The sequence below is a fragment of the Roseateles sp. AC306 genome, from assembly GCF_979253795.1.
This window is the reverse complement of sequence record NZ_CEEDEB010000001.1, coordinates 848,498-868,652: the sequence shown is the minus strand read 5'-3', so window position 1 is coordinate 868,652 and position 20,155 is coordinate 848,498. Positions and strand designations below refer to the sequence as shown.

The 20,155-nt window shown below is 64.9% G+C and carries 12 protein-coding genes and 2 tRNA genes; 12 read left to right on the top strand and 2 right to left on the bottom strand.

What is annotated here, in order from left to right:
• Nucleotides 1–47: 47 nt before the first annotated feature.
• From lgt to AC0IZJ_RS03615, 4 genes are all read left to right on the top strand, one after another.
• Nucleotides 48–857, top strand: coding sequence for a prolipoprotein diacylglyceryl transferase (gene lgt, locus AC0IZJ_RS03630; RefSeq protein WP_471846734.1), 810 nt, complete (start codon nt 48–50; stop codon nt 855–857).
• Nucleotides 858–937: 80 nt separating this feature from the next.
• The gene (gene dnaQ / locus AC0IZJ_RS03625; RefSeq protein WP_471846732.1) at nt 938–1,666 is read left to right on the top strand and encodes a DNA polymerase III subunit epsilon; all 729 of its coding nucleotides are present in this window, start codon (nt 938–940) and stop codon (nt 1,664–1,666) included.
• A 45-nt stretch (nt 1,667–1,711) separates the two neighbouring features.
• A tRNA-Val gene (locus tag AC0IZJ_RS03620) sits at nt 1,712–1,786 on the top strand.
• Nucleotides 1,787–1,835: 49 nt separating this feature from the next.
• Nucleotides 1,836–1,910: transfer RNA gene (locus tag AC0IZJ_RS03615), tRNA-Val, on the top strand.
• 80 nt (nt 1,911–1,990) lie between these two features.
• Here the strand turns inward: AC0IZJ_RS03615 and AC0IZJ_RS03610 are convergent.
• A complete protein-coding gene (locus AC0IZJ_RS03610; protein WP_471846730.1) occupies nt 1,991–3,322 on the bottom strand; it encodes an MFS transporter in 1,332 nt (443 codons plus the stop codon).
• 4 nt (nt 3,323–3,326) lie between these two features.
• Nucleotides 3,327–4,340: a LacI family DNA-binding transcriptional regulator gene (locus AC0IZJ_RS03605; protein ID WP_471846728.1), complete on the bottom strand. Its 1,014-nt coding sequence runs from the start codon at nt 4,338–4,340 to the stop codon at nt 3,327–3,329.
• A 242-nt stretch (nt 4,341–4,582) separates the two neighbouring features.
• Between AC0IZJ_RS03605 and AC0IZJ_RS03600 the strand changes: the two genes are divergently transcribed.
• The 8 genes from AC0IZJ_RS03600 (at nt 4,583) to AC0IZJ_RS03565 (ending at nt 20,113) form a co-directional block, all read left to right on the top strand.
• A complete protein-coding gene (locus AC0IZJ_RS03600; RefSeq protein ID WP_471846726.1) occupies nt 4,583–5,722 on the top strand; it encodes a glycoside hydrolase family 88/105 protein in 1,140 nt (379 codons plus the stop codon).
• A 20-nt stretch (nt 5,723–5,742) separates the two neighbouring features.
• Nucleotides 5,743–7,005, top strand: a complete 1,263-nt coding sequence (locus AC0IZJ_RS03595; protein ID WP_471846724.1) for a DUF2264 domain-containing protein — start codon at nt 5,743–5,745, stop codon at nt 7,003–7,005.
• A complete protein-coding gene (locus tag AC0IZJ_RS03590) occupies nt 7,005–8,207 on the top strand; it encodes a DUF4861 family protein (protein ID WP_471846722.1) in 1,203 nt (400 codons plus the stop codon). Before AC0IZJ_RS03595 ends, AC0IZJ_RS03590 begins: the two co-directional genes overlap by 1 nt.
• Nucleotides 8,208–8,923: 716 nt before the next feature.
• The gene (locus tag AC0IZJ_RS03585) at nt 8,924–11,803 is read left to right on the top strand and encodes a TonB-dependent receptor (protein WP_471846720.1); all 2,880 of its coding nucleotides are present in this window, start codon (nt 8,924–8,926) and stop codon (nt 11,801–11,803) included.
• A 59-nt stretch (nt 11,804–11,862) separates the two neighbouring features.
• Nucleotides 11,863–13,182, top strand: coding sequence for a BNR repeat-containing protein (locus AC0IZJ_RS03580; protein WP_471846718.1), 1,320 nt, complete (start codon nt 11,863–11,865; stop codon nt 13,180–13,182).
• A gap of 335 nt (nt 13,183–13,517) precedes the next feature.
• Entirely contained in the window at nt 13,518–16,274 is a 2,757-nt protein-coding gene (locus AC0IZJ_RS03575) for a TonB-dependent receptor (RefSeq protein ID WP_471846716.1), read from the top strand.
• Between the two features lie 128 nt (nt 16,275–16,402).
• Nucleotides 16,403–18,754: a beta-galactosidase gene (locus AC0IZJ_RS03570; protein WP_471846714.1), complete on the top strand. Its 2,352-nt coding sequence runs from the start codon at nt 16,403–16,405 to the stop codon at nt 18,752–18,754.
• A gap of 15 nt (nt 18,755–18,769) precedes the next feature.
• The gene (locus AC0IZJ_RS03565) at nt 18,770–20,113 is read left to right on the top strand and encodes an MFS transporter (protein WP_471846712.1); all 1,344 of its coding nucleotides are present in this window, start codon (nt 18,770–18,772) and stop codon (nt 20,111–20,113) included.
• The last annotated feature ends 42 nt before the right edge of the window (nt 20,114–20,155 follow it).

Here is a 20,155-nt window from a genome sequence, read left to right as displayed (position 1 = left end):
AAAGCGGCTGGCTATGATGCCGGCCGCCTTCCTTCCGCCTGCGCCTCATGCTGGTTCACCCCCAGTTCGACCCCATCGCCCTCCAGCTCGGCCCCGTGGCCGTGCACTGGTACGGCATCACCTATCTGATCGCCTTTGGCCTCTTCCTGTGGCTGGCAGGCAAGCGTGCGCGCATGCCGCAGCACGCGGCCGTGGGCTGGACGAAGCCGGACGTTGACGACGTGCTCTTCTACGGCGTGCTTGGCGTCGTGCTCGGCGGGCGCCTCGGCTATTGCTTCTTCTACAAGCCCGACTATTACCTGCACAACCTGACCGAGGTCTTCGCCGTCTGGAAGGGCGGCATGGCCTTCCACGGCGGGCTGCTGGGCGTCTTGTTTGCCTTGTGGCTGTTCGGCCGCCGGCGCGGCCGCAGCTTCTTCGAGGTGTCGGACCTGATCGCTCCCTGCGTGCCGTTGGGCATCATGGCCGTGCGTCTGGGCAACTTCATCAACGGTGAGCTGTGGGGCCGCCCCGCGCCGGCCGATCTGCCCTGGGCCATGGTCTTTCCGCAGGCCAATGACGGCGGCATCGCGCGTCACCCCTCGCAGCTCTACCAGGCGGCCGGCGAAGGCCTGCTGCTTTTCATCGTGCTCTGGTTCTACGCCCGCAAGCCGCGTGCGACCGGGCAGATCTCCGGCGTCTTCATGATGGGCTACGGCGTATTTCGATTTGCCGCTGAGTACTTCCGCCAGCCCGATGACTTCCTCGGCTTGCGCGCGCTCAACTGGAGCCAGGGGCAGTGGCTCAGCCTGCCGATGATCCTGGCCGGCCTCGCCATCTTCGTGTGGGCTACGAAGCGCAATCAAAGACCCGCATAAATGAAGCCCCCACGCTCGCTTTGCTCGCTGCCCCCCGAGGGGGTGCGTCAGTGGCTTCGGACGGCCGGGCGTTCACTGACATGAGACAGATCTTCTTCGACACCGAAACCACCGGCCTGGACGCCGACAAGGGCGACCGCATCATCGAGGTCGGCTGCGTGGAGATGGTGGACCGTCAGTTGACGGGCAACAACCTGCACCTCTACATCAACCCGGAGCGCGCGAGCCACGAGGATGCGTTGCGGGTACACGGGCTGACCGAGCAGTTCCTGTCAGACAAGCCCAAGTTCGCCGAGATCGTCGATCGGTTGCTGGCCTTCGTGGCCGGCGCCGAGCTGGTCATCCACAACGCGCCCTTCGACATCGGCTTCATCAACGCCGAGCTGAAGCGCCTGCGCCGTGGCGTGCTGACCGACCACGTCGGCGGCGTGCGCGACACGCTGCTGATGGCGCGCGATCTCTTCCCCGGCAAGGCCAACTCGCTGGATGCGCTGTGCCGCCGCCTGGAGGTGGACAACACCAAGCGTGTGCTGCACGGCGCGCTGCTGGACGCCGAACTGCTCGCCGACGTCTACATCCGCCTGACGCGCGGCCAGGATGCGCTGCTGATGGACGACCACGGCGACTCGGCCGGGGGCGACGCCCATGCGACCGTCGAGGCCGTGGACCTGAGCCGCTTCGAACTGCCGGTGCTGCGCGCCGACGCGGCCGAGATTGCGGCCCACGCCAAGCTGATGGTCGATCTCGACAAGGCCGCCGGTGGCGCCTGCCAGTGGCGCAAGCTTGAGCCTGCTCAAGCCGTGGCATAATCGCGGGCTTCGCGGAACTCGAGTGGCTTTTGGCTCGGGCGTTCAGGGCGGTTAGCTCAGGGGTAGAGCACCACATTCACACTGTGGGGGTCGCAGGTTCGAAACCTGCACCGCCCACCACGACTCTTCGAGTTGCGGTGGCGATGGACGCAAAACAGTTTTCAGGATTGGGCGGTTAGCTCAGGGGTAGAGCACCACATTCACACTGTGGGGGTCGCAGGTTCGAAACCTGCACCGCCCACCAATCCGATCTTCAGACCCGGCCTGGACGCTGTCCACGCCGGGTTTGTCGTTTCTGGGCGCGGTGCGGGCGCGCCTCGCGCATCAGCGGCTCGCCACGCACTGAGCCAGTTGGCCAGTCTGCAGGCGCGCCAGGCAGACCAGGCAAAGCAGCGAGAAGACCGCTCCGGCCAGCAACGTGAAGCGGTAGTCATGCCCGGACAGGTCGAGCATCGGCCCCTGGATGCCGCTGACCAGGATGGTCCCGAAGACCACAAACAGGTCCTTGGTCGAATTGAACTGGACGAAGCTGGCGCGCGGGAACAAGGCCATGGGCATGGAGGCCGAGGCCGTGAACCAGGCGCCCGAGATCACAACGTGGGCGATGTAGAAGGCGCGGAAGCTGGCCTCGTCCTCCACGCCCGCGAAGCCGACTGCCGAAATGACGCAGTACATCGCCAGGATGAACGCCGAGACCCTCGTTGCGCCGAAGCGGTCGGCCAGCCAGCCGATGCCGAGGGCCGAGAGGATGGAGATCGCATAGCCGGCGGCGGTCAGCGTACCGAGCGTGGCTTTCAGAATGCCCGTGGCATGGGCGTAGTGCAGATAGAAGGTGTTGAACGGGCTGAAGGTGACGCTGGCCAGCACGAAGGCCACCACCGCCCAGCCGTAGGGTCGGTAGCGGAAGCAGTCCAGCATGTGCTCCAACGGAAACCGCAGGCGTCGCAAGGGCCGCTCTGGCGGGGCGGCATCGGCAGCCAGCGGCGACTCCTTCACCATCAGCGCCATACCCAGAATCGGCAGGCAGAACAGCAGCCCCACGCCGATCAGGATTTCGTGCAGATACTGATCGGTGAGGGCGAAGATCCAGTGGTGATAGGCAATGCCGGCACTCAGGCCGGCAATGCGGAAGACGGCGAAGAAGCGGCCCAGCAGGCCGGCTGGCACCAGGTCGTTGACCAGGCCGTTGAACAGCGAAAGAGCGCTGATGGCGGCGCAGTCGAAAACGGTCCAGAACACGCAGAACAAGGTCAGGCGACAGGTAAGCAAGCCGGGTGACCAGTCGCCCAATGCGGCGTCGAGCGTGACGGCCAGCATGGGTGACGATGCCAGGCCCCACACGCCGAGGCAGCCGATGGGCGCCGCCGCCAGCAGGAAGGGTGTGCGCCGGCCCAGGCGGCTGCGGCACCGATCCGAATGAAACCCGACCAGCGGCACCACCAGCAGGCTCAACACGGCCGGCACTGTCGACATCAGCAGCGAGACCGTCGTGTCAGACGCCGCATGCCGGCGCAGGAGTTCAAGCGCAGTCGGAGTGGCGGCCCGGTCGCGCATGGCCATGCCGATGTCGCCGACCAGCAGCCAGCACAGCAGCGCGAGCAGCGCCGCCGTGCCCAGCGGGACGACCGCCCCCGCACGCCGCATCGTCAGCTGCACGGCCTCACTGCCTCACCGGGCCGGTGGACTTGCGGACGATGAGTTCGAGCGGGAAGGTGATCTTCTTGGCCTGCACGCCCTGGCCATCGATGACGGCGAGCAACTCATCCACCGCGCAGGCGCAGAGCTTGGCCAGTGGCTGGCGCATCGTGGTCAGGGGCGGGTGGATGTAGCTGGAGGTCACGATGTCGTCGAAGCCCACGACCGAGATGTCTTCCGGAACGCGCAGGCCCTTGCTGCGCACCGCGTCGATGGCGCCGAAGGCCATCTCGTCGTTGGCGGCGAAGATGGCCGTTGGCGGTTCTGCCAGCGCAAGCAGCCTCTCGGTGGCGGCAAAACCCCCGGCTTGAACGAAGTGACCGGCATCGATCAGCGACGTGTCGACGGCGATGCCGGCCTCGTTCAGTGTCTCGACATAGGCCGCCTGGCGTGCAGCGCTCTGGCCGGTGAATCGGGAGCCGGCGATGAAGGCGATGCGGCGATGACCGAGTGACAACAGGTGCTCGACCGCCGCGCGGGCGCCCTTGCCGTTCTCGGCCACCACGACCGGCAGTTCCACGGCTCGCGCCTCGAAGTTGAGCAGGACGCAGGGCAGGTGGTGCTTTTCCAGCTCGCCGAGGTAGCCGTCCTCGCCGTTGGGCATGGGCAGGATCAGGCCGGCGCACAGGTTGGCCAGCATGTCCCGGGTGCCCGCGCGGTCCGCGCCGTCGAAGCGCTCGGCGTTGAACAACAGGATGTCGTAGCCGCGGGCGCGAGCGGCGTCGTTGATGGCCTTGGTGAACTCGTGAACCATCAGCGAACCGAAGTTGTTCACGAAGATGCCGATGAGCTTGCTTTTCTCGCCGCGCATGCGGCGGGCGACCATGTTCGGCGAATAGTTCAGCTTCGCCGCGGCCTCCATGATCCTCGCGCGCGCCTCTTCGGACACGTAGCCTTCGCCGCGAATGGCGCGCGATGCCGTGATCGGGGCGACCCCTGCCATCTTGGCTACTTCACTGAGCCTGCTGGGCTTTCGCATAGGTCGACATGAAAATGGAATACCGGGGTGTGGCAACGATACCACATTCATCTCGCGGACAACCGAGGGAAACCTCGCGGAGTCATCCGCTCAAGGTTTTCACCAGTGCCTGGAAAAACATCTTGGCGGTGTCGGGTCGATATGCTAACGTAACCATACTGATGTGAACGGTGCTTGCGGTGGTCGCCTGCCGGCCGTGTCGGCACGTGGGCCGGCTCCATCACGTCCAACCGATACAAGCGATGAAACTGAAACAATACCTGACCTGCCTGTTATTCACGCTGAGCCTCGCGTTAGGCGGATGCGCGGGCGTGTCGCCCGGCGCCGGAACCAGCCGCAGTGAGGTCATGGCGGCGATAGACAAGGTCAACGGCTACTGGCAAGCCCGCACGCCTGCCGAAGAGACCCCGTTCTGGAACGTCGCCGCTTATCACACGGGCAACATCGAAGCCTACCGGGTGACCGGCAATGAACGTTATCGGCGCTATTCCGAAGCCTGGGCCGAGCACAACCAGTGGATGGGCGCGAAGGGCAGGGACAAGGCCAACTGGAAATACACCTACGGGGAGACCGACGAGCATGTGCTGTTCGGCGACTGGCAGATCTGCTTCCAGGTCTACGCCGACCTCTACCAGCTCGACAAGGACCCGCGCAGAATAGCCCGCGCCCGCGAGGTGATGGAATATCAGATGAGCACCGCCAACAAGGATTATTGGTGGTGGGTGGACGGGCTTTACATGGTGATGCCGGTCATGACCAAGATGTACAAGATCACCGGCAATCGCCAGTATCTTGACAAGCTGCACGAGTATTACAGCCATACCAACAGCATCATGTTTTCGCCGGAAGCGAATTTCTATTACCGGGATGCCCGATACGTTTATCCCAAGCACAAGAGCGTCAACGGGAAAATGGATTTCTGGGCGCGTGGCAACGGCTGGGCATTTGCCGCCCTGGCCAGGGTCCTGTCGGAGCTGCCGCAGGACGACCCTCACCGAGCCGAGTACGTCGAGCGTCTTCAAGCCATGGCCGCTGCGCTGCTGCCGGTGCAACAGCCCGAGGGCTACTGGACGCGCAGCCTGATTGACCCGGCCCACGCGCCCGGCCCGGAGACCAGCGGCACCGCGTTCTTCACGTATGGCCTGTTGTGGGGCATCAACAATGGCCTGCTGCCGCGCGACCGGTATCTGCCCGCAGCACAGCGCGGCTGGCACTACCTCACGACGGTCGCGATGCAGGCAGACGGCAAGCTGGGCTACGTCCAGCCCATCGGTGACCGCGCGATACCGGGGCAGGTGGTGGACCAGAACTCGACGGCGCATTTCGGTGTCGGCGCCTTCCTGCTCGCGGGGGCCGAGATGGTCCGCCTGCTCGAAAAATAGTCGGCCGACAAGGAGACAAGATGGAACGTCGCAATTTCATTCGCGCAGCGTCCTTGGTGCCGTCCGCGGCGGGCTTGCTGGTCGCAGGCCAGGCGGCTGGCGCCACGGCGGCGAACTCGCCGGGGCAGGAGCGCGCCTACCTGCTCAATCTGCTGCGTCAGATGGCGGAGCCGGTGCTGGAGCCCATGTCCCGGGGCCAGCTGAAGAAGCGTTTCGCGCTCGAGCTGAGCCCGACCTGGGATGGCCGTGATCCTGCGGTCGCCTACCTCGAATGTTTTGGCCGCCTGATGTCGGGCATAGCGCCCTGGCTCGCGCTGCCGGCAGATGACAGCGCCGAGGGCCGGCTGCGCGGCCGCTTGCAACAGCAGGCGCTGCAAAGCTATGCCAACTCGGTCGACCCCAAGAATCCCGACTACCTGACCTGGAAGGGCCACGGCCAGGCACTGGTGGATTCCGCCTACTTCACCAACGCGCTGATGCGAGCGCCCAAGGTGTTGTGGGAACCGTTGGACGCGACGACGAAAGCGCGCATCGTGGCCGAGATCAAAGGCCTGCGCCGCATCGAGGTTCCCTACATCAACTGGCTGCTGTTCGCGGCGATGAACGAAGCCTGGCTGCTGTCCATCGGCGAAGAGTCAGACCCGATGCGGATGAACGGCGCGATCCGCAAGATCAACGAGTGGTACATCGGCGACGGCTGGATCAAGGACGGTCAGGACTTCCACTTCGATTACTACTCGTCCTATGTCATGTACCCGATGCTCATCGAGATCCTCGAGGTGCTGGTGGCACGGAAGGGGCCGTTCTGGAACGCCAAGCCGGAGGACCTGCTGGCGCAGGCCACCAAGCGCGCGCAGCGCTATTGCGAACATCTGGAGCGGTTCATCGGGCCTGAGGGCAACTACCCGCCCATCGGCCGCTCGCTCACCTATCGCACGGCGGTGTTCCAGCCGCTGGCTTTGTTGGCCTGGCGCAAGCAGCTGCCCGCATCGCTGCCCGAAGGGCAGGTGCGTTCGGCCTTGCACGCCGCGCATGTTGCGATCTGGGACGGCCCGGGCAACTTCAGCAAGGACGGCTTCCTGACCATCGGCTTTCGTGGTCACCAGCCCGAGCTGGGTGACTGGTACTCCAACAACGGCAGCATGTACATCGCCGCCGCCGGCCTGCTTGCCCTGGGCCTGCCCGCCAGCGACTCCTACTGGACGGCGCCGGCGCAGGCCTGGACCCAGAAGAAGGCATTCAGCGGCAATCGCTTCCCCAAGGATTACCCAGTGAGCTATTGATGAAGCGCCTGATCCTCGCCGCCTGGCTGGCGCAGCTCGCGTTGAGCGCCGCTGCGGCTGAGCGCATGCTCGTCACGGTCCGGCACGAACTCGATGCGGCGCGGCCGGCCGAGACGATCACCATCCCCTGGTCCGAGGTCAACCGGCGCCTGCCTGGCGTGCTGCTGCAACAGCTCGCGGTGCGCGACGCCGGCGGGCGGGTCCTGCCTTACCAGGTGACCAACGTGGCCCCGCTGGCGCGCGACCCCAAGGGCGAGGGCCTTGCCTACGGCGAGCTGATCTTCCAGCACGACTTTGCGGCCGGTGAGCGGAGCGCCCGCTTCACCATCGAGAAGACCGCGACGGTCGCGCCGCCATCCCCGGTCAAGGCCTATGCCCGCTATGTGCCGGAACGCCTCGACGACTTCGCATGGGAGAACGACAAGATCGGCCACCGCACCTATGGCCAGGCCCTGGCCGCACCGGCATTGCCGGGCAGTGACAAGGAGGTCCTGGTGACCAGCGGCGTCGACATCTGGTTCAAGCGACCCACCTACCTCATCGTTGACCGTTGGTACAACAAGGGCCACGACCACTATCACAAGGACGAGGGCGAGGGGCTGGACATGTACGCCGTCGGCCGCACGCGCGGGGCGGGCGGCACCGGCATCTGGAATGGCAGCCGCCTGGCTGTCAGCCGCAACTACTCCGGCTGGCGCGTCATCGCCAACGGCCCTGTTCGCGCGGTGTTCGAGCTGACCTATGACAGCTGGGATGCGGACGGCGTGCAAGTCGCCGAAGTGAAGCGCTTCACTGTCGACGCGGGGCACTACTTCGACACGGTCGAGAGCACGTTCAGCGCGTCAGGCCAGCAGACGCTCAGCGTCGCGCTCGGCCTGAACAAAAAGCCCGCCTACGCTGAGCAGGAGCCCGTGGTCACCACCTATCGGGCGCCGGCCACGCTGATGCAATGGGTGCGTCAGCGCAGCGCCGGAGATTTCGGCACGGCCATCATCCTTCCGGGCGCCGAAGGGTATGCGGCCGACGCCGACAACGAGTTGATCCTCGTCAAGGCCAAGCCGGCGCAGCCGCTGCGTTATTACCTCGGTGCAGCTGCCAGCTGGTCTGGCGAGTTTCCAACAGCGCAGGTCTGGCAGGCGTATGTGGAGGGTTATCGCAAGCGTATCGCCTCGCCGGTCAGTGTTCGGCTCGACATGGAATAGGGTGGCGATCAATATCGCCCGGAACCACAGCTTGCGTGGAAGCTGCGGCGGCGCAGTGTTACTCAGTTCGTTATGCAGCGCGGCCTTACGAAATATCTATATCTCCCGCAGTTTTATTGATACCAGATCGCGCCTGTCGACATTATGCTGTTGTAAGGTCGCTAGGCTTCAGGCTTCGACTCCAAGGCAAAAAGGGCGAGTGTGACGTAGCGATGCGGAGGGGCAGCAATCCCGCGGGTAAACGCCAATCCGGCGGTCATGAGGCAACGTTACCATGCGCCAAGAACGGGTGTTTTTAGGCCGCCTGGTGAGCGTTCGGCCGTACGATGATTCGTAGGTGGTAAGAAAAAAGGGCGCGTAGAGTCGACTTTCGGCGCAATGAGGCAACGCTACCATATACGTGTTTGGATGATTCTTTGCGCTGCACTTCTTGCATAAAAAAACTCCGGACTGATGGCAGTGAACACGCCAGCGCCGGGCGCCTGGATGGTGCAGAAATACGATTGCTACTGTTGAAACGCAGGCGTCGACTAGAAGAAATATAGGCTAATTTCAAGTCCAGCTGGTAACGTTGACATAAGGTTGGCGGCTCGCCGACTTCTGCCGGGTGGGGAGAGCCCACCGGCACGCACATAACGACAACGGGCAGCCATGGCGTCGGATTCAAACGCAGTCATGGTGACGAAAAGCCTCTCGGGGCATATGGAGCAGAGACAATGAAACAGAAACTGATTCTTTCGGCGATTTCGATGGCGCTTGCCGCCGCATATGGCCAGGTCTTGGCTCAGACGATCCCGGCCCCGGCGCCCGCGCCCGCGCCGGCCCAGCCTGCAGCGGACGGTGCCGCAAAGCCCGAGGCCAACCAGCTTTCGACGGTGGTCGTCACCGGCTTCCGTGCCAGCCTCGAGAAATCGATGGCGCTGAAGCAGCAGGCCATCGGCGTGCGCGATTCCATCGTCGCCGAGGACATCGGCAAGTTCCCCGAGGCCAACGTGGCCGAATCCCTCCAGCGCGTGCCAGGCGTGATCCTGAACCGCGACGAGAGTTCGGGTGAAGGCCAGCGCATCTCCATCCGCGGCCTGCCCACCGAGTACACCGTCACCACGCTGAACGGCGCGCTGGTCAATGCCACGTCCACAGCCACCATCGGCAGCGCGGCACGCGGCTTCAACTACGACGTGTTCGCGTCCGAACTTTTCGGCCGGGTGGACTTCTACAAGTCGCCGCTCGCCGAACTGAGCGAGGGCGGCATGGGCGGCGTGGTGGACCTGCAGACCCCGCGCCCCTTCGACAATCCCAAGCGCACCATCCGCTACGGCCTCACGGCCGCGCACAACACCACGTCCGGCAAAACGGACCCGATGGGCTTCGCGCTTTTCTCCGACACCTGGGGGCCGTTGGGCTTCCTCGCCGGCGTGTCGCATTCCTCCAGCGTGAACAACCGCTCCGGCTTCGAGGCGACCGGCGGCTACAACAGCTCGGCACGCGGCAGCCAGAGCCCGGTGAAGGGCAACTTCGCCGTGGCGCTGGACTACGACAGCCCGCGCGCCAACCTCGGCGGCTACACCCGCGCCGAGGTGGACAACGCGCTGCTGCCGCGCATCTACCGCTTCTACGGCTCGTCCAACGACCGCAGCCGTGACGGCCTGGTGTCGTCCCTGCAATACAAGACGCCGACGCTGGACGTCAGTCTGGACACGCTCTACTCCAAGCTGAAGAACACGCGCGACGAGATGTACTTCGGCATCCTGGTGCGCAACAGCCGCACCACCGATCGCACCAAGCCCGCGGGCCAGGCGGGCAACAACGGTTTCATCCCGCTCAACGTCAAGATCGACCCGACGTCCAACCTGCTGACCGGCACCTTCGGCAACACGTCCTACAGCAGCGGCGTGACCTACAGCAATGACGAAACCCAGTTCGGCTACGTCGCCGCCAACGCCCGCTGGACCGTGAGCGACAAGCTGGTGCTGAGCGGCCAGCTGAGCACCAACAGAAGCAAGGCGCTGAGCTACCAGGACACGCTCTCCGGCCAGATCTTCGGCGTCGACTCCACCATCGACTACGGGAGCGACCACGTCTACCCGTCCATGTCCTCGCCGGTCAGCTACACGAACCCGGCCAACTTCCAGGGCTTCGGCATCGGCACCGGCTGGACCCGCGAGACTGACAAGAGCAACCAGGGCCGCATCGTGGCCGACTGGGACTACAGCCTGGCAGGCGACTGGACCGGCCACCTGAAGGTCGGCCTGGCCTATGCCGAGACGTCCAAGGACATCAACAAGCGCAACGGCACATCCGCCGCCACCACCAAGCTCAACACGCTCGGCACCGCCGGCCTGCGTTCGGGCATGACCTCGGACCTGCCCATCGGCAACCTTGACATGGGGGCCGGCTGGCCGCACGCCTGGGGCACCTTCACGCGGGGCTACACCTACTCGACCTTCGACCCGCTGGCCTTCAACTCGGAGGCGACTTTCACGCCGGCGCAGAGCTTCAAGGCGCAGGAGAACGTGTCCACCGCCTTCGTCCAGTCCGACTTCAAGGGTGAGGTCTTCGGCAAGGAGCTGCGCCTGAACGCCGGCGTGCGCTTCGCGCGCACCGCGACGCTGATCGACAACTACAAGCAGCAAGGCGCCAGCCTCACCTACGCGCCCAATCAGGAAAAGGGCTCGTACACCAGCGTGCTGCCGGCCTTCAGCGCCGCGCTGGACCTGACCGACAACCTCACCTGGCGTGCCTCCTGGGGCAAGACGCTGAGCCGCCAGTCGCTGTCCATCATCGCGGCGCAGACGGTCATCCCCAATCCGTTCGACAACACCGCGACAGCCGGCAACCCCGGCCTGCGCCCGCAAAGGTCCAAGAACCTGGACACCAGCCTGGAGTGGTACTTCCAGAAAGGCAGCATGCTGTCGGCCGCGCTGTTCAGGAAGGAGCTGACCGACGCCACCTTCAGCACCAACGTGCAGACCACCTTCGGCGCGCTGGGCCTGCCGGACACCGCGCTCGGCGCCATCTTCCAGAACGCCCAGGGCAAGGTGGACCCGGCGCTGCCGATGACGCTGCGCACATTCAGCAACGCCGGCAAGCAGACGCTCAAGGGCTTCGAGCTGGCCTACCAGCAAGCGTTCACCTTCCTGCCCGACCCGTTCAAGGGCCTGGGCGCGCTGGCCAGCTACACGCACATCAACCCCTTCAACAGCCAGGTGTGGACGACCAACGGAGGCAGCGTCATCGAGGTGAACTCGGTGCCCAAGTACGCGTACAGCGCGACGCTCTACTACGAGAACGGCCCGTTCGCATTCCGCACGTCATACAACTACAAGGGCCGCTCCCTGCACGGCGACAACCCGAAGAACAACGGCGACGACCTGATCCGCTGGCGCGCCGGCCGGGGCTACCTCGATGCCAACGTCAGCTACAAGATCAACGATGCGCTTGAAATCCGATTGGAGGCGCTGAACCTGTCCAACACGCTGGCCTACGACTACTTCGAAGACGCCACTGGTCAGTACGGCCTGGGCGACAAGACGCGCATGGACTACGCGAAGTACGACGGTCGCACCTTCAAGATCGGCCTGCGCGGCAGGTTCTGATCGCCGCGTTGATTGAATGCGGGGCGGGCTTCATGCGAGGCTCGCACCTTTTCTCTCCCATGAAGAAGACAACAGCGTTTGCCCTGGTCATCGCGGTGTTGCTCGCCAGTTGCGCGGTCGCGCCGACAGGCGGTGTCGTACGCATCTCGGAGGTCGCCGACGGCTGGGCGCGCAACTCCGTCAACGCCGTGGTGTTCCGCAAGAACTCCCTCGTCACGCACGGCGACACGCAATACATCGCTTTCTACGACAAGGACGCCAACGTCGTGCTGGGCAAGCGCCCGCTGGGCAGCGATGCCTGGACGTTGAAGACCACGCCCTTCAAAGGCAACGCGCTGGATGCCCACAACAGCATCAGCATCATGGTCGACGGCTCGGGCACGCTGCATGTCGCCTGGGACCATCACAACAACGCGCTGCGCTATGCGCGCGGCCTGCGCCCTGGCGGCCTGGAGCTGACCGACAAGCTGCCGATGACGGGGCAGGAAGAGGGTTCCGTCTCCTATCCCGAGTTCCATCGCCAGCCCGATGGCAACCTGCTGTTCTTCTACCGTGACGGCGGCTCGGGTCGGGGCAACCTGGTCATCAACCGCTACGACGTGGCCACGCAGACATGGGCGCGGCTGCACAGCAACCTGATCAGCGGTGAGGGCGAGCGCAACGCCTACTGGCAGGCCTTCCTCGACCACCGGGGCACGCTGCATGTCTCCTGGGTCTGGCGGGAATCGCCCGACGTGGCCAGCAACCACGACATGGCCTATGCCCGCTCGCGCGACGGCGGCCGCAGCTGGGAGACCTCGGCCGGCCGGCCCTACACGCTGCCCATCACGGCGGCCAGTGCCGAGTACGCCGCGCGCATCCCGCAGAACAGCGAGCTGATCAACCAGACGTCCATGTCCGCCGACAAGGATGGCCAGCCCTATATCGCCAGCTACTGGCGGCGCCCGGGCAGCATGGTGCCGCAATACCAGGTCGTCTACCGCAGCGGTGGTGTGTGGAAAGAGCTGGAACTGGGCTTTCGCCGCACGCCGTTCTCTCTCAGCGGCGCGGGTACCAAGGCGATTCCCATCGCAAGGCCGCAGATCATGGTCGGCCTGCACGCTGGCCAGACCACGGCGCTGCTCGTGTTTCGCGACCAAGAGCGCGGCAGCAAGGTCTCGGTCGCCAGCATTGCCGACTTCGACGCGATGCGCTGGAGCGTGCGTGACCTGACCGCGGATGCGGTGGGTGCCTGGGAGCCGAGCTTCGACACGGAACTGTGGCGCACGAAGGGCGAATTGAATCTGTTCCTGCAAGCCGTGCAGCAGGTAGACGGGGAGGGCGCCGCCAACGTCCCGCCCAGCAAGGTGCGCGTGTTGCAGTGGCGTCCTCAAACATGAATCTTTTGATTCTGGAATAGGGGCCTAATCACTCGCAAACCGCGGAGACGTTTCAAAATATTTCCCTGTAGCTGTGATATTGCATGACGTCGAAAACCTATCGGCGGATACTTTGGCGCGCGTCGATTTATCAGCCGAGCATTACCAAATATTCATAGCGCGGGATAGAAACGGCATACAAGCTCAAATCGCGTCACTGCTAGCCTTGGAGAATTACGCCGCCGCATCGGTTGGCGTAATTCCCGGGCAAGTGGCGAAATGCCTTCTTGACGGTACCAAGCCTGTAAATGGAGATCCCATTGCACGCTTGAAAGTCAACCCCTAAGGAGACAAACATGCGGTCTGATATTTTCGTGAAAACAGCTCTCGCGGGCCTGATCGGCCAACTTTGGCTGGCGCTTCCAGCGGTTGCGCAGGATTCAGCAAACGCCAAGCCGGACCTGGAGCGCGTGGTCGTGACCGGCATTCGAGCGTCCTTGGAATCCTCCGTGGCGACCAAGAGAATGCAGGAGGGCGTTGTCGACGCCGTGTCGGCGGAGGACGCCGGCAAATTCCCTGACACCAATATCGCGGAATCACTCCAGCGTGTCACCGGCGTCCAGATCCAGCGCAACAATGGCGAAGGTCGATATATCTCCGTTCGCGGGCTGGGACCTGAATTCAACAATGTGCTCGTCAACGGGCGCACGATGACCAGCGATACCGGGGGCCGCGAATTCTCATTCGATCTGCTTTCGTCCGACCTGATTTCGAAGGCGCTCGTCTACAAGACCGCTCAGGCCTTCCTGCCGGAAGGCGGCATTGGCTCCACGGTCGATATTCAAACTGCGCGGCCGCTGTCGGGCCGCAAGGGCTACAGCGCAGTCGTGAACCTGTCTGGCTCCTACGATTCGAGTTCTAAAAAGAAAACGCCGAACGCGAGTGCCATGTACTCATTCGCGAATGACGACCGGAGTTTCGGCGTCAGTGGCTCGCTGTCCTATACCGACCGCGCGTCGAAGCAGACAAAGGCGGTCAACGATGCGTGGAACTACAAGGACGTGTCGCTGATCAACGGCGATCTGAATTCCAGGAACCTGACGATGGCCGACGTGACGGTCAAGAAGCTCTACATCCCGCAGAGCTACGGTTTCCAGGAAGAAAACGAGCGCCGCAAGCGCCTGGTGGCTGCGGGCGCCGTCCAATTCAACCCGACCGCAGGGCTCAAGCTGTCGGCCGACGCGCTGTATTCGCGCCTGGACCAGAAGAACGACGTCATCGCGGTCAGCGACTGGAACAACCCGACCCAGCTCGGCGTCAAGTTCAACTCGGACAACCAGATCACCAGCTTCCTGCGGCCGGGCTCCACGTTCTTCGCCAACAACCCCGAGATCGCCGGGCCGGGCAAGCTGCTCGGTGAAGCGAACTCGAACGACATGATCGTCAAGGCTGGCGATCGTTTGTCGACGACCAAGGCCTTCGGCGTCAACGCCAAGTGGGCCCTGGCGTCGGAGTGGAATCTGGAAGGGGATCTGTCCACCTCGCGCACGACCTCGAGCACGCCCGACATGTGGATCGTCGCCGGCATGGTGCCCAAGAATGGCGACACGCTGACCTTCGAAGGCACGCCGGCCATTCAATTCGGCGACAGCCTGTCCGACCCCGCTGCCGTACGCGCCCATGCCGTCGCCTACGGCCAGATCCGCAATGGCGACGATCTGAAGGAAGGCCGGCTCAACCTGGGCTGGGACCACGAGATCGGCTACTTCAAGGGGCTGCAGTTCGGCCTGTCGACCTCGCGCCGCAAGGTCGATCGCACGCAATGGAACAGCGATTCCTGGAACGCCTACAGCGGCTATCACCTGTCGCTGCCCGCGTCGCTGTTCACGGTCAGCCAGCTCGACAACATCTTCGGCAAGGAAGGGGCGATGCCGGCGACCTTCCTGCGGTTCGACCCCCAGGCCTACATGGCCTACCTCAACCAACCGGCGCAGATCGCGCAGTCGAACGACCCGGCGCTCTATGGCGACAAGACGAAGTTCCCGAACGGCCCGATGGCGATCGACTACACCAGGCCATCCATGTGGGGCGTCAAGGAGAAGGTGACCAGCCTCTTCGTGGACAGCAAGTGGGAGGGTGACGGCTGGTCCGGCAATGCCGGGATGCGGTATGTCCGCGTGAACTCTACGGCCATCGGCATCAGCCGGGTGCTGCTGTCGGCCGTCAAGAGCCCCAACGACACGACCTACATCCTGGAGTACGGCCCAAGCACGGTGAACACGGTCGAGAACATCTACAACAACCTGCTGCCCTCGGCCAACCTGAAGCTGGACCTGACCCGCGAGCTGGTGCTGCGCCTGGCGGCGTCCAAGACGCTTACGCGCCCGACCCTGAACCAGATGGGCGTGAACAACTGGTACGGCGGCCGCTTTGGCGACGTGCAGACCGGCGGCGGCAACCCCTACCTGAAGCCCATGCGCTCCACCAACCTGGATGCGTCGCTCGAGTGGTATCTGTCCAAGACCAACTATCTGAGCGCCGCGCTCTTCCACAAGAAGGTGACCGACTTCCTGGAAACCCGGCTCGTCGATGTCCAGCTGCCGCAGTTCCCCGAGATTGCGCACGACACCCGTGTGCGCAACGGCCAGCAGGGCAAGATCAAGGGGCTGGAACTGGCCGGCCAATATGCCTTCGATGCGAACGGCAGCCTGCTGCAGGGCTTCGGTGTCGCGGCCAACTTCACGTATGTGGATGCCAGCGCGACCCGTGAGGGCGGGGCGCCGAGTTGCGGCTACCCCGGCCTGTCGAAGCAGTCGTACAACGGTTCCGTCTTCTACGAGAACAGCCGTTTCCAGGCGCGCCTGAGCTACAACTGGCGCAACCATTTCTCCGTCGACTGCGGCGGCGGCAGCACCTTGCCGCGCACCCGTGCAGCCTACGGCCAGGCCGACGCGAGCGTGCGCTACAACGTCACGCCGACGGTTTCGCTGTATGCCGACGCCATCAACCTCAACAACGAGCGCATGCATGAGTACGCGAACAACGAGTCGCAGTTCCTGACCTTGGAGGACGTCGGCCGCCGCTTCAACGTGGGCGTGCGGGTGGCGTTCTAGGAAGGCCGCGCGAGAGCCCTTCTCATCAATGACTCGATGTCTCTCCGGGCCGCGCTGAGCGCGTGCCTTTGCCCTGTCCCGCAGCCGCGGGGCAGGGTTTTTTCGATCAAGACCTCACGGAACCACCCATGACCGTTCTTCTCCCTCGTCGCCGACTGTTGGGCGCGGCAGCATCCGGCGCCACGCTGCTGCTGAACCCACCGTCAGCCAGCGCGGCCACGCCCCGCTTTGCCATCGGCGAGAACGACTTCCTGCTCGACGGTCAGCCGCTGCAGATCCGCTGCGGCGAGATGCACTTCGCCCGCGTGCCGCGCGAGTACTGGCGCCACCGCCTGCAGGCCATCAAGGCGATGGGCATGAACACGGTGTGCGCCTACCTGTTCTGGAACTATCACGAATGGCGCGAAGGCCAGTACCAATGGGAACGCCAGCGCGACGCTGTCGAGTTCTGCAAGCAGGCGCAGGCGGAAGGCCTGTGGGTCATCCTGCGTCCGGGCCCATATGCCTGCGCCGAATGGGAAATGGGCGGCCTGCCGTGGTGGCTGCTGAACAAGCATCCGGGCGACGCCTTCCTGCGCAGCCGCGACGACGCCTTTGTGCAGCCGGTGCGGCGCTGGATGAAGGAGGTCGGCCGCGTGCTGGGCGACCAGCAGATCAGCCGTGGCGGCCCCATCCTGATGGTGCAGGTGGAGAACGAGTACGGCTTCCTCAGCGACGACAAGGACTACATGCGCGTCATGCGCGGGGCCGTGCTGGGTGGTGGCTTCGACGTGCCGCTGTTCCAATGCAACCCGACCAATGCGGTCGGCAAGACGCACATTCCTGAGCTGTTCACGGTGGCCAACTTCGGCAGCGACCCGGTGACCGGCTTCAAGGCGCTGGCCGCCTTGCAGAAGGGGCCGCTGATGTGCGGCGAGTACTACTCCGGCTGGTTCGATACCTGGGGCTCACCACACAAGCGCGGCGACAACGCCCGCGCTATTTCAGACATCGACATGATGCTGAAGGCCAACGGTTCGTTCAGCCTCTACATGGCCCACGGCGGCACCACCTTCGGCCTGTGGGGCGGCTGCGACCGGCCCTTCCGCCCGGACACGACGAGCTACGACTACGACGCGCCGATCAGCGAAGCCGGCTGGGTCGGCGAGAAGTTCCGCACCTACCGCGACTGCCTCGCCAAGCACCTCAAACCCGGCGAAGTGCTGCCCGACCCGCCGGCCCCGCTGCCGGTCATGGCCATCCCCGCGTTCACGCTCGCCGAGACCGCGCCCGTGCTGGCCAACCTGCCCGCAAAAGCGATACAGGCCGAGTCGCCCAGGAACATCGAGCAGGACGACATCAGCCGTGGTCTGGTCGCCTATCGCGTCACGCTGCCGGCCGGCCCCGCCGGCAAGCTGGAGGCGGCCAATGCACGGGACCTGGCCTGGGTGTTCGTTCGCGGCCGCCTGGCTGGCACCATGGACACGCGGCACCGCCGTTTCAGCGTCAACATTCCGGCGCGCACACGGGACACCACCGTCGAGATCCTGCTCTACACGATTGCCCGCGTGAACTTCGGCATGGAGGTGCACGACCGCAAGGGCCTGCGAGGCCCGGTGCTGTTCCGCACGAAGGGTGGGGCGCAGGAACTCACCGGCTGGGAGATCCGCGCCATCGACTTCGGTGCCGACGGCGACCTGCCGCCGCTGCAATGGCAGGCCAGGAAAGCCGCCGGCCCCGCCTTCTGGCGCGGCAGCTTCGACGCGACGACCACGGCCGACACCTTCCTCGACATGTCGACCTGGGGCCAGGGCGTCGTCTGGATCAACGGCCGCTGCCTGGGCCGCTACTGGAGCATCGGCCCGACGCAGACGATGTTCCTGCCGGGGCCGTGGATCAACGCCGGCCGCAACGAGGTGGTGGTGCTGGACCTGACCGGGCCGCGCGCCAACCGCATCGTGGGCAAGACCGCACCCGTCCTCGACCGGCTGCGACCCGAGCTCGACCTGCCGCGCCCGCCCAGCACGGCCCGCCCGCGCCTGGCCGGTTTGACGCCGGTGCATGTCGGCCAGTTCGCCAGCGGCTCCGCGACCCAGGACGTGCGCTTCGCCGAACCGGCGCGCGGCCGCCAGCTCTGCATCGAGGTGCTCGATGCCTTCGACGGGAAACCGCACGCAGCCATCGCCGAGCTCGCCGTGCTCGACGCCCAGGGCAAGCCGCTGAACCAGACGGCGTGGACCATCGCCTATGCCAGCAGCGAGGAGGCACGCAAGGAAGACGGTGGCGCGCTGAACGCGATCAATGGCCAGGCGACGGACTACTGGCACACCGCCTACAGCGGCGCCGTCAAGCCTGCAGGCCCGCCGCGCCTCATCATCGACCTGGGCAGCCCGACCGACATCGCCGGCCTGCGCTACACGCCGCGCCAGGGGCCGGACGGCGTCACCGGCCGCATCCGGCGCTACCGCGTCTTCGTCGGTGACAAACTAGTCACCGACTGAACTCAGAACTCAACCATGAATCCACAAGTCATCGGCAAGTACAGATGGACCATCTGCGCGCTGCTGTTCTTCGCCACCACCGTCAACTACCTGGACCGCCAGGTGCTGAGCCTGCTGGCGCCGTCGCTGTCCAAGGAGTTCGGCTGGTCCAACACCGACTACGCCAACATCACCGCCGTCTTCCAGTTCGGCTACGCGATCTCGATGCTGTTCGCGGGCCGGTTCATCGACGCCATCGGCACCAAACGGGCCTTCACCATCGCCGTCGTCGTGTGGTCGCTCGGCGCCATGATGCATGCCTTCTCCGTGCCCATCGGCACCGTGCTGGTGGCGCTCGGCGTCGGGCTGCCGGTGTCGGTGATCGGCTTCATGGTGTCGCGCGCCGTGCTGGCGCTGGGTGAGGCCGGCAACTTCCCGGCCGCCATCAAGGCGACCGCGGAATACTTCCCCAAGAAGGAGCGCTCCTTCGCGACCGGCATCTTCAACTCGGGCGCCAACATCGGCGCCATCCTGGCACCGCTGACGGTGCCGTGGATCGCCGTCACCTGGGGCTGGCAGATGGCCTTCATCGCCATCGGCGCCATCGGCTTCCTGTGGGTCGCGCTGTGGCTCACCTTCTACGACGCGCCGTCCCGCCAGCGCCGTCTGGGCGCCGCCGAGCTGGCCTACATCAACAGCGACCGCGAGACGACCGAGCCCGCCGTCGACGGCGCCAAGGTGCCGTGGTTCCGCCTGCTCGCCCACCGCCAGACCTGGGCCTTCGTCGCCGGCAAGTTCCTGACCGACGGCGTCTGGTGGTTCTACCTGTTCTGGCTGCCCAAGTACCTCACCAGCCAGTACGGCATGAGCACGACGGACATCGCGCTGCCGCTGACCGTGCTGTACAGCATGACCATGATCGGCAGCATCGGCGGCGGCTGGTTCCCGACCTACTTCATGGAGCGCGGCTACAAGCCCTATGACGGCCGCATGCGCGCCATGCTTGTCATCGCCTTCTTCCCGCTGGTGGTGCTGCTGGCCCAGCCGCTCGGTGGCATCAGCTACTGGTTGCCCGTGCTGTTGATCGGCGTCGGCGCATCGGCGCACCAGGCCTGGTCGGCCAACCTGTTCACCACCGTGTCGGACATGTTCCCCAAGCGGGCCATCGGCTCGGTCGTCGGCATCGGCGGCATGGCCGGCGGGCTGGGCGGCGTGGCCGTGTCCAAGCTCGGCGGCTGGATCTTCGACGCCTACGGTGCGCGCGGTGACCTGACGACGGGCTACATGATCATGTTCTCCAGCTGCGCACTGGCCTACCTCGTCGCGTGGGGCGTCATGAAGGCGCTCGTGCCCCAGCACAAAGACATCACCGTGCTTTGAAATTCCTGGAGATGCCTGTGCAAGCAAGACGGATGGCGCGAC

What these genes read in the sequence shown, in the direction of transcription:
- AC0IZJ_RS03590 (WP_471846722.1), top strand. Translation starts at nt 7,005, where the DNA reads ATGAAGCGCCTGATCCTCGCCGCCTGGCTGGCGCAGCTCGCGTTGAGC.
- lgt (WP_471846734.1), top strand. Translation starts at nt 48, where the DNA reads ATGCTGGTTCACCCCCAGTTCGACCCCATCGCCCTCCAGCTCGGCCCC.
- AC0IZJ_RS03585 (WP_471846720.1), top strand. Translation starts at nt 8,924, where the DNA reads ATGAAACAGAAACTGATTCTTTCGGCGATTTCGATGGCGCTTGCCGCC.
- AC0IZJ_RS03565 (WP_471846712.1), top strand. Translation starts at nt 18,770, where the DNA reads ATGAATCCACAAGTCATCGGCAAGTACAGATGGACCATCTGCGCGCTG.
- dnaQ (WP_471846732.1), top strand. Translation starts at nt 938, where the DNA reads ATGAGACAGATCTTCTTCGACACCGAAACCACCGGCCTGGACGCCGAC.
- AC0IZJ_RS03605 (WP_471846728.1), bottom strand. Translation starts at nt 4,340, where the DNA reads ATGCGAAAGCCCAGCAGGCTCAGTGAAGTAGCCAAGATGGCAGGGGTC.
- AC0IZJ_RS03570 (WP_471846714.1), top strand. Translation starts at nt 16,403, where the DNA reads ATGACCGTTCTTCTCCCTCGTCGCCGACTGTTGGGCGCGGCAGCATCC.
- AC0IZJ_RS03595 (WP_471846724.1), top strand. Translation starts at nt 5,743, where the DNA reads ATGGAACGTCGCAATTTCATTCGCGCAGCGTCCTTGGTGCCGTCCGCG.
- AC0IZJ_RS03600 (WP_471846726.1), top strand. Translation starts at nt 4,583, where the DNA reads ATGAAACTGAAACAATACCTGACCTGCCTGTTATTCACGCTGAGCCTC.
- AC0IZJ_RS03580 (WP_471846718.1), top strand. Translation starts at nt 11,863, where the DNA reads ATGAAGAAGACAACAGCGTTTGCCCTGGTCATCGCGGTGTTGCTCGCC.
- AC0IZJ_RS03575 (WP_471846716.1), top strand. Translation starts at nt 13,518, where the DNA reads ATGCGGTCTGATATTTTCGTGAAAACAGCTCTCGCGGGCCTGATCGGC.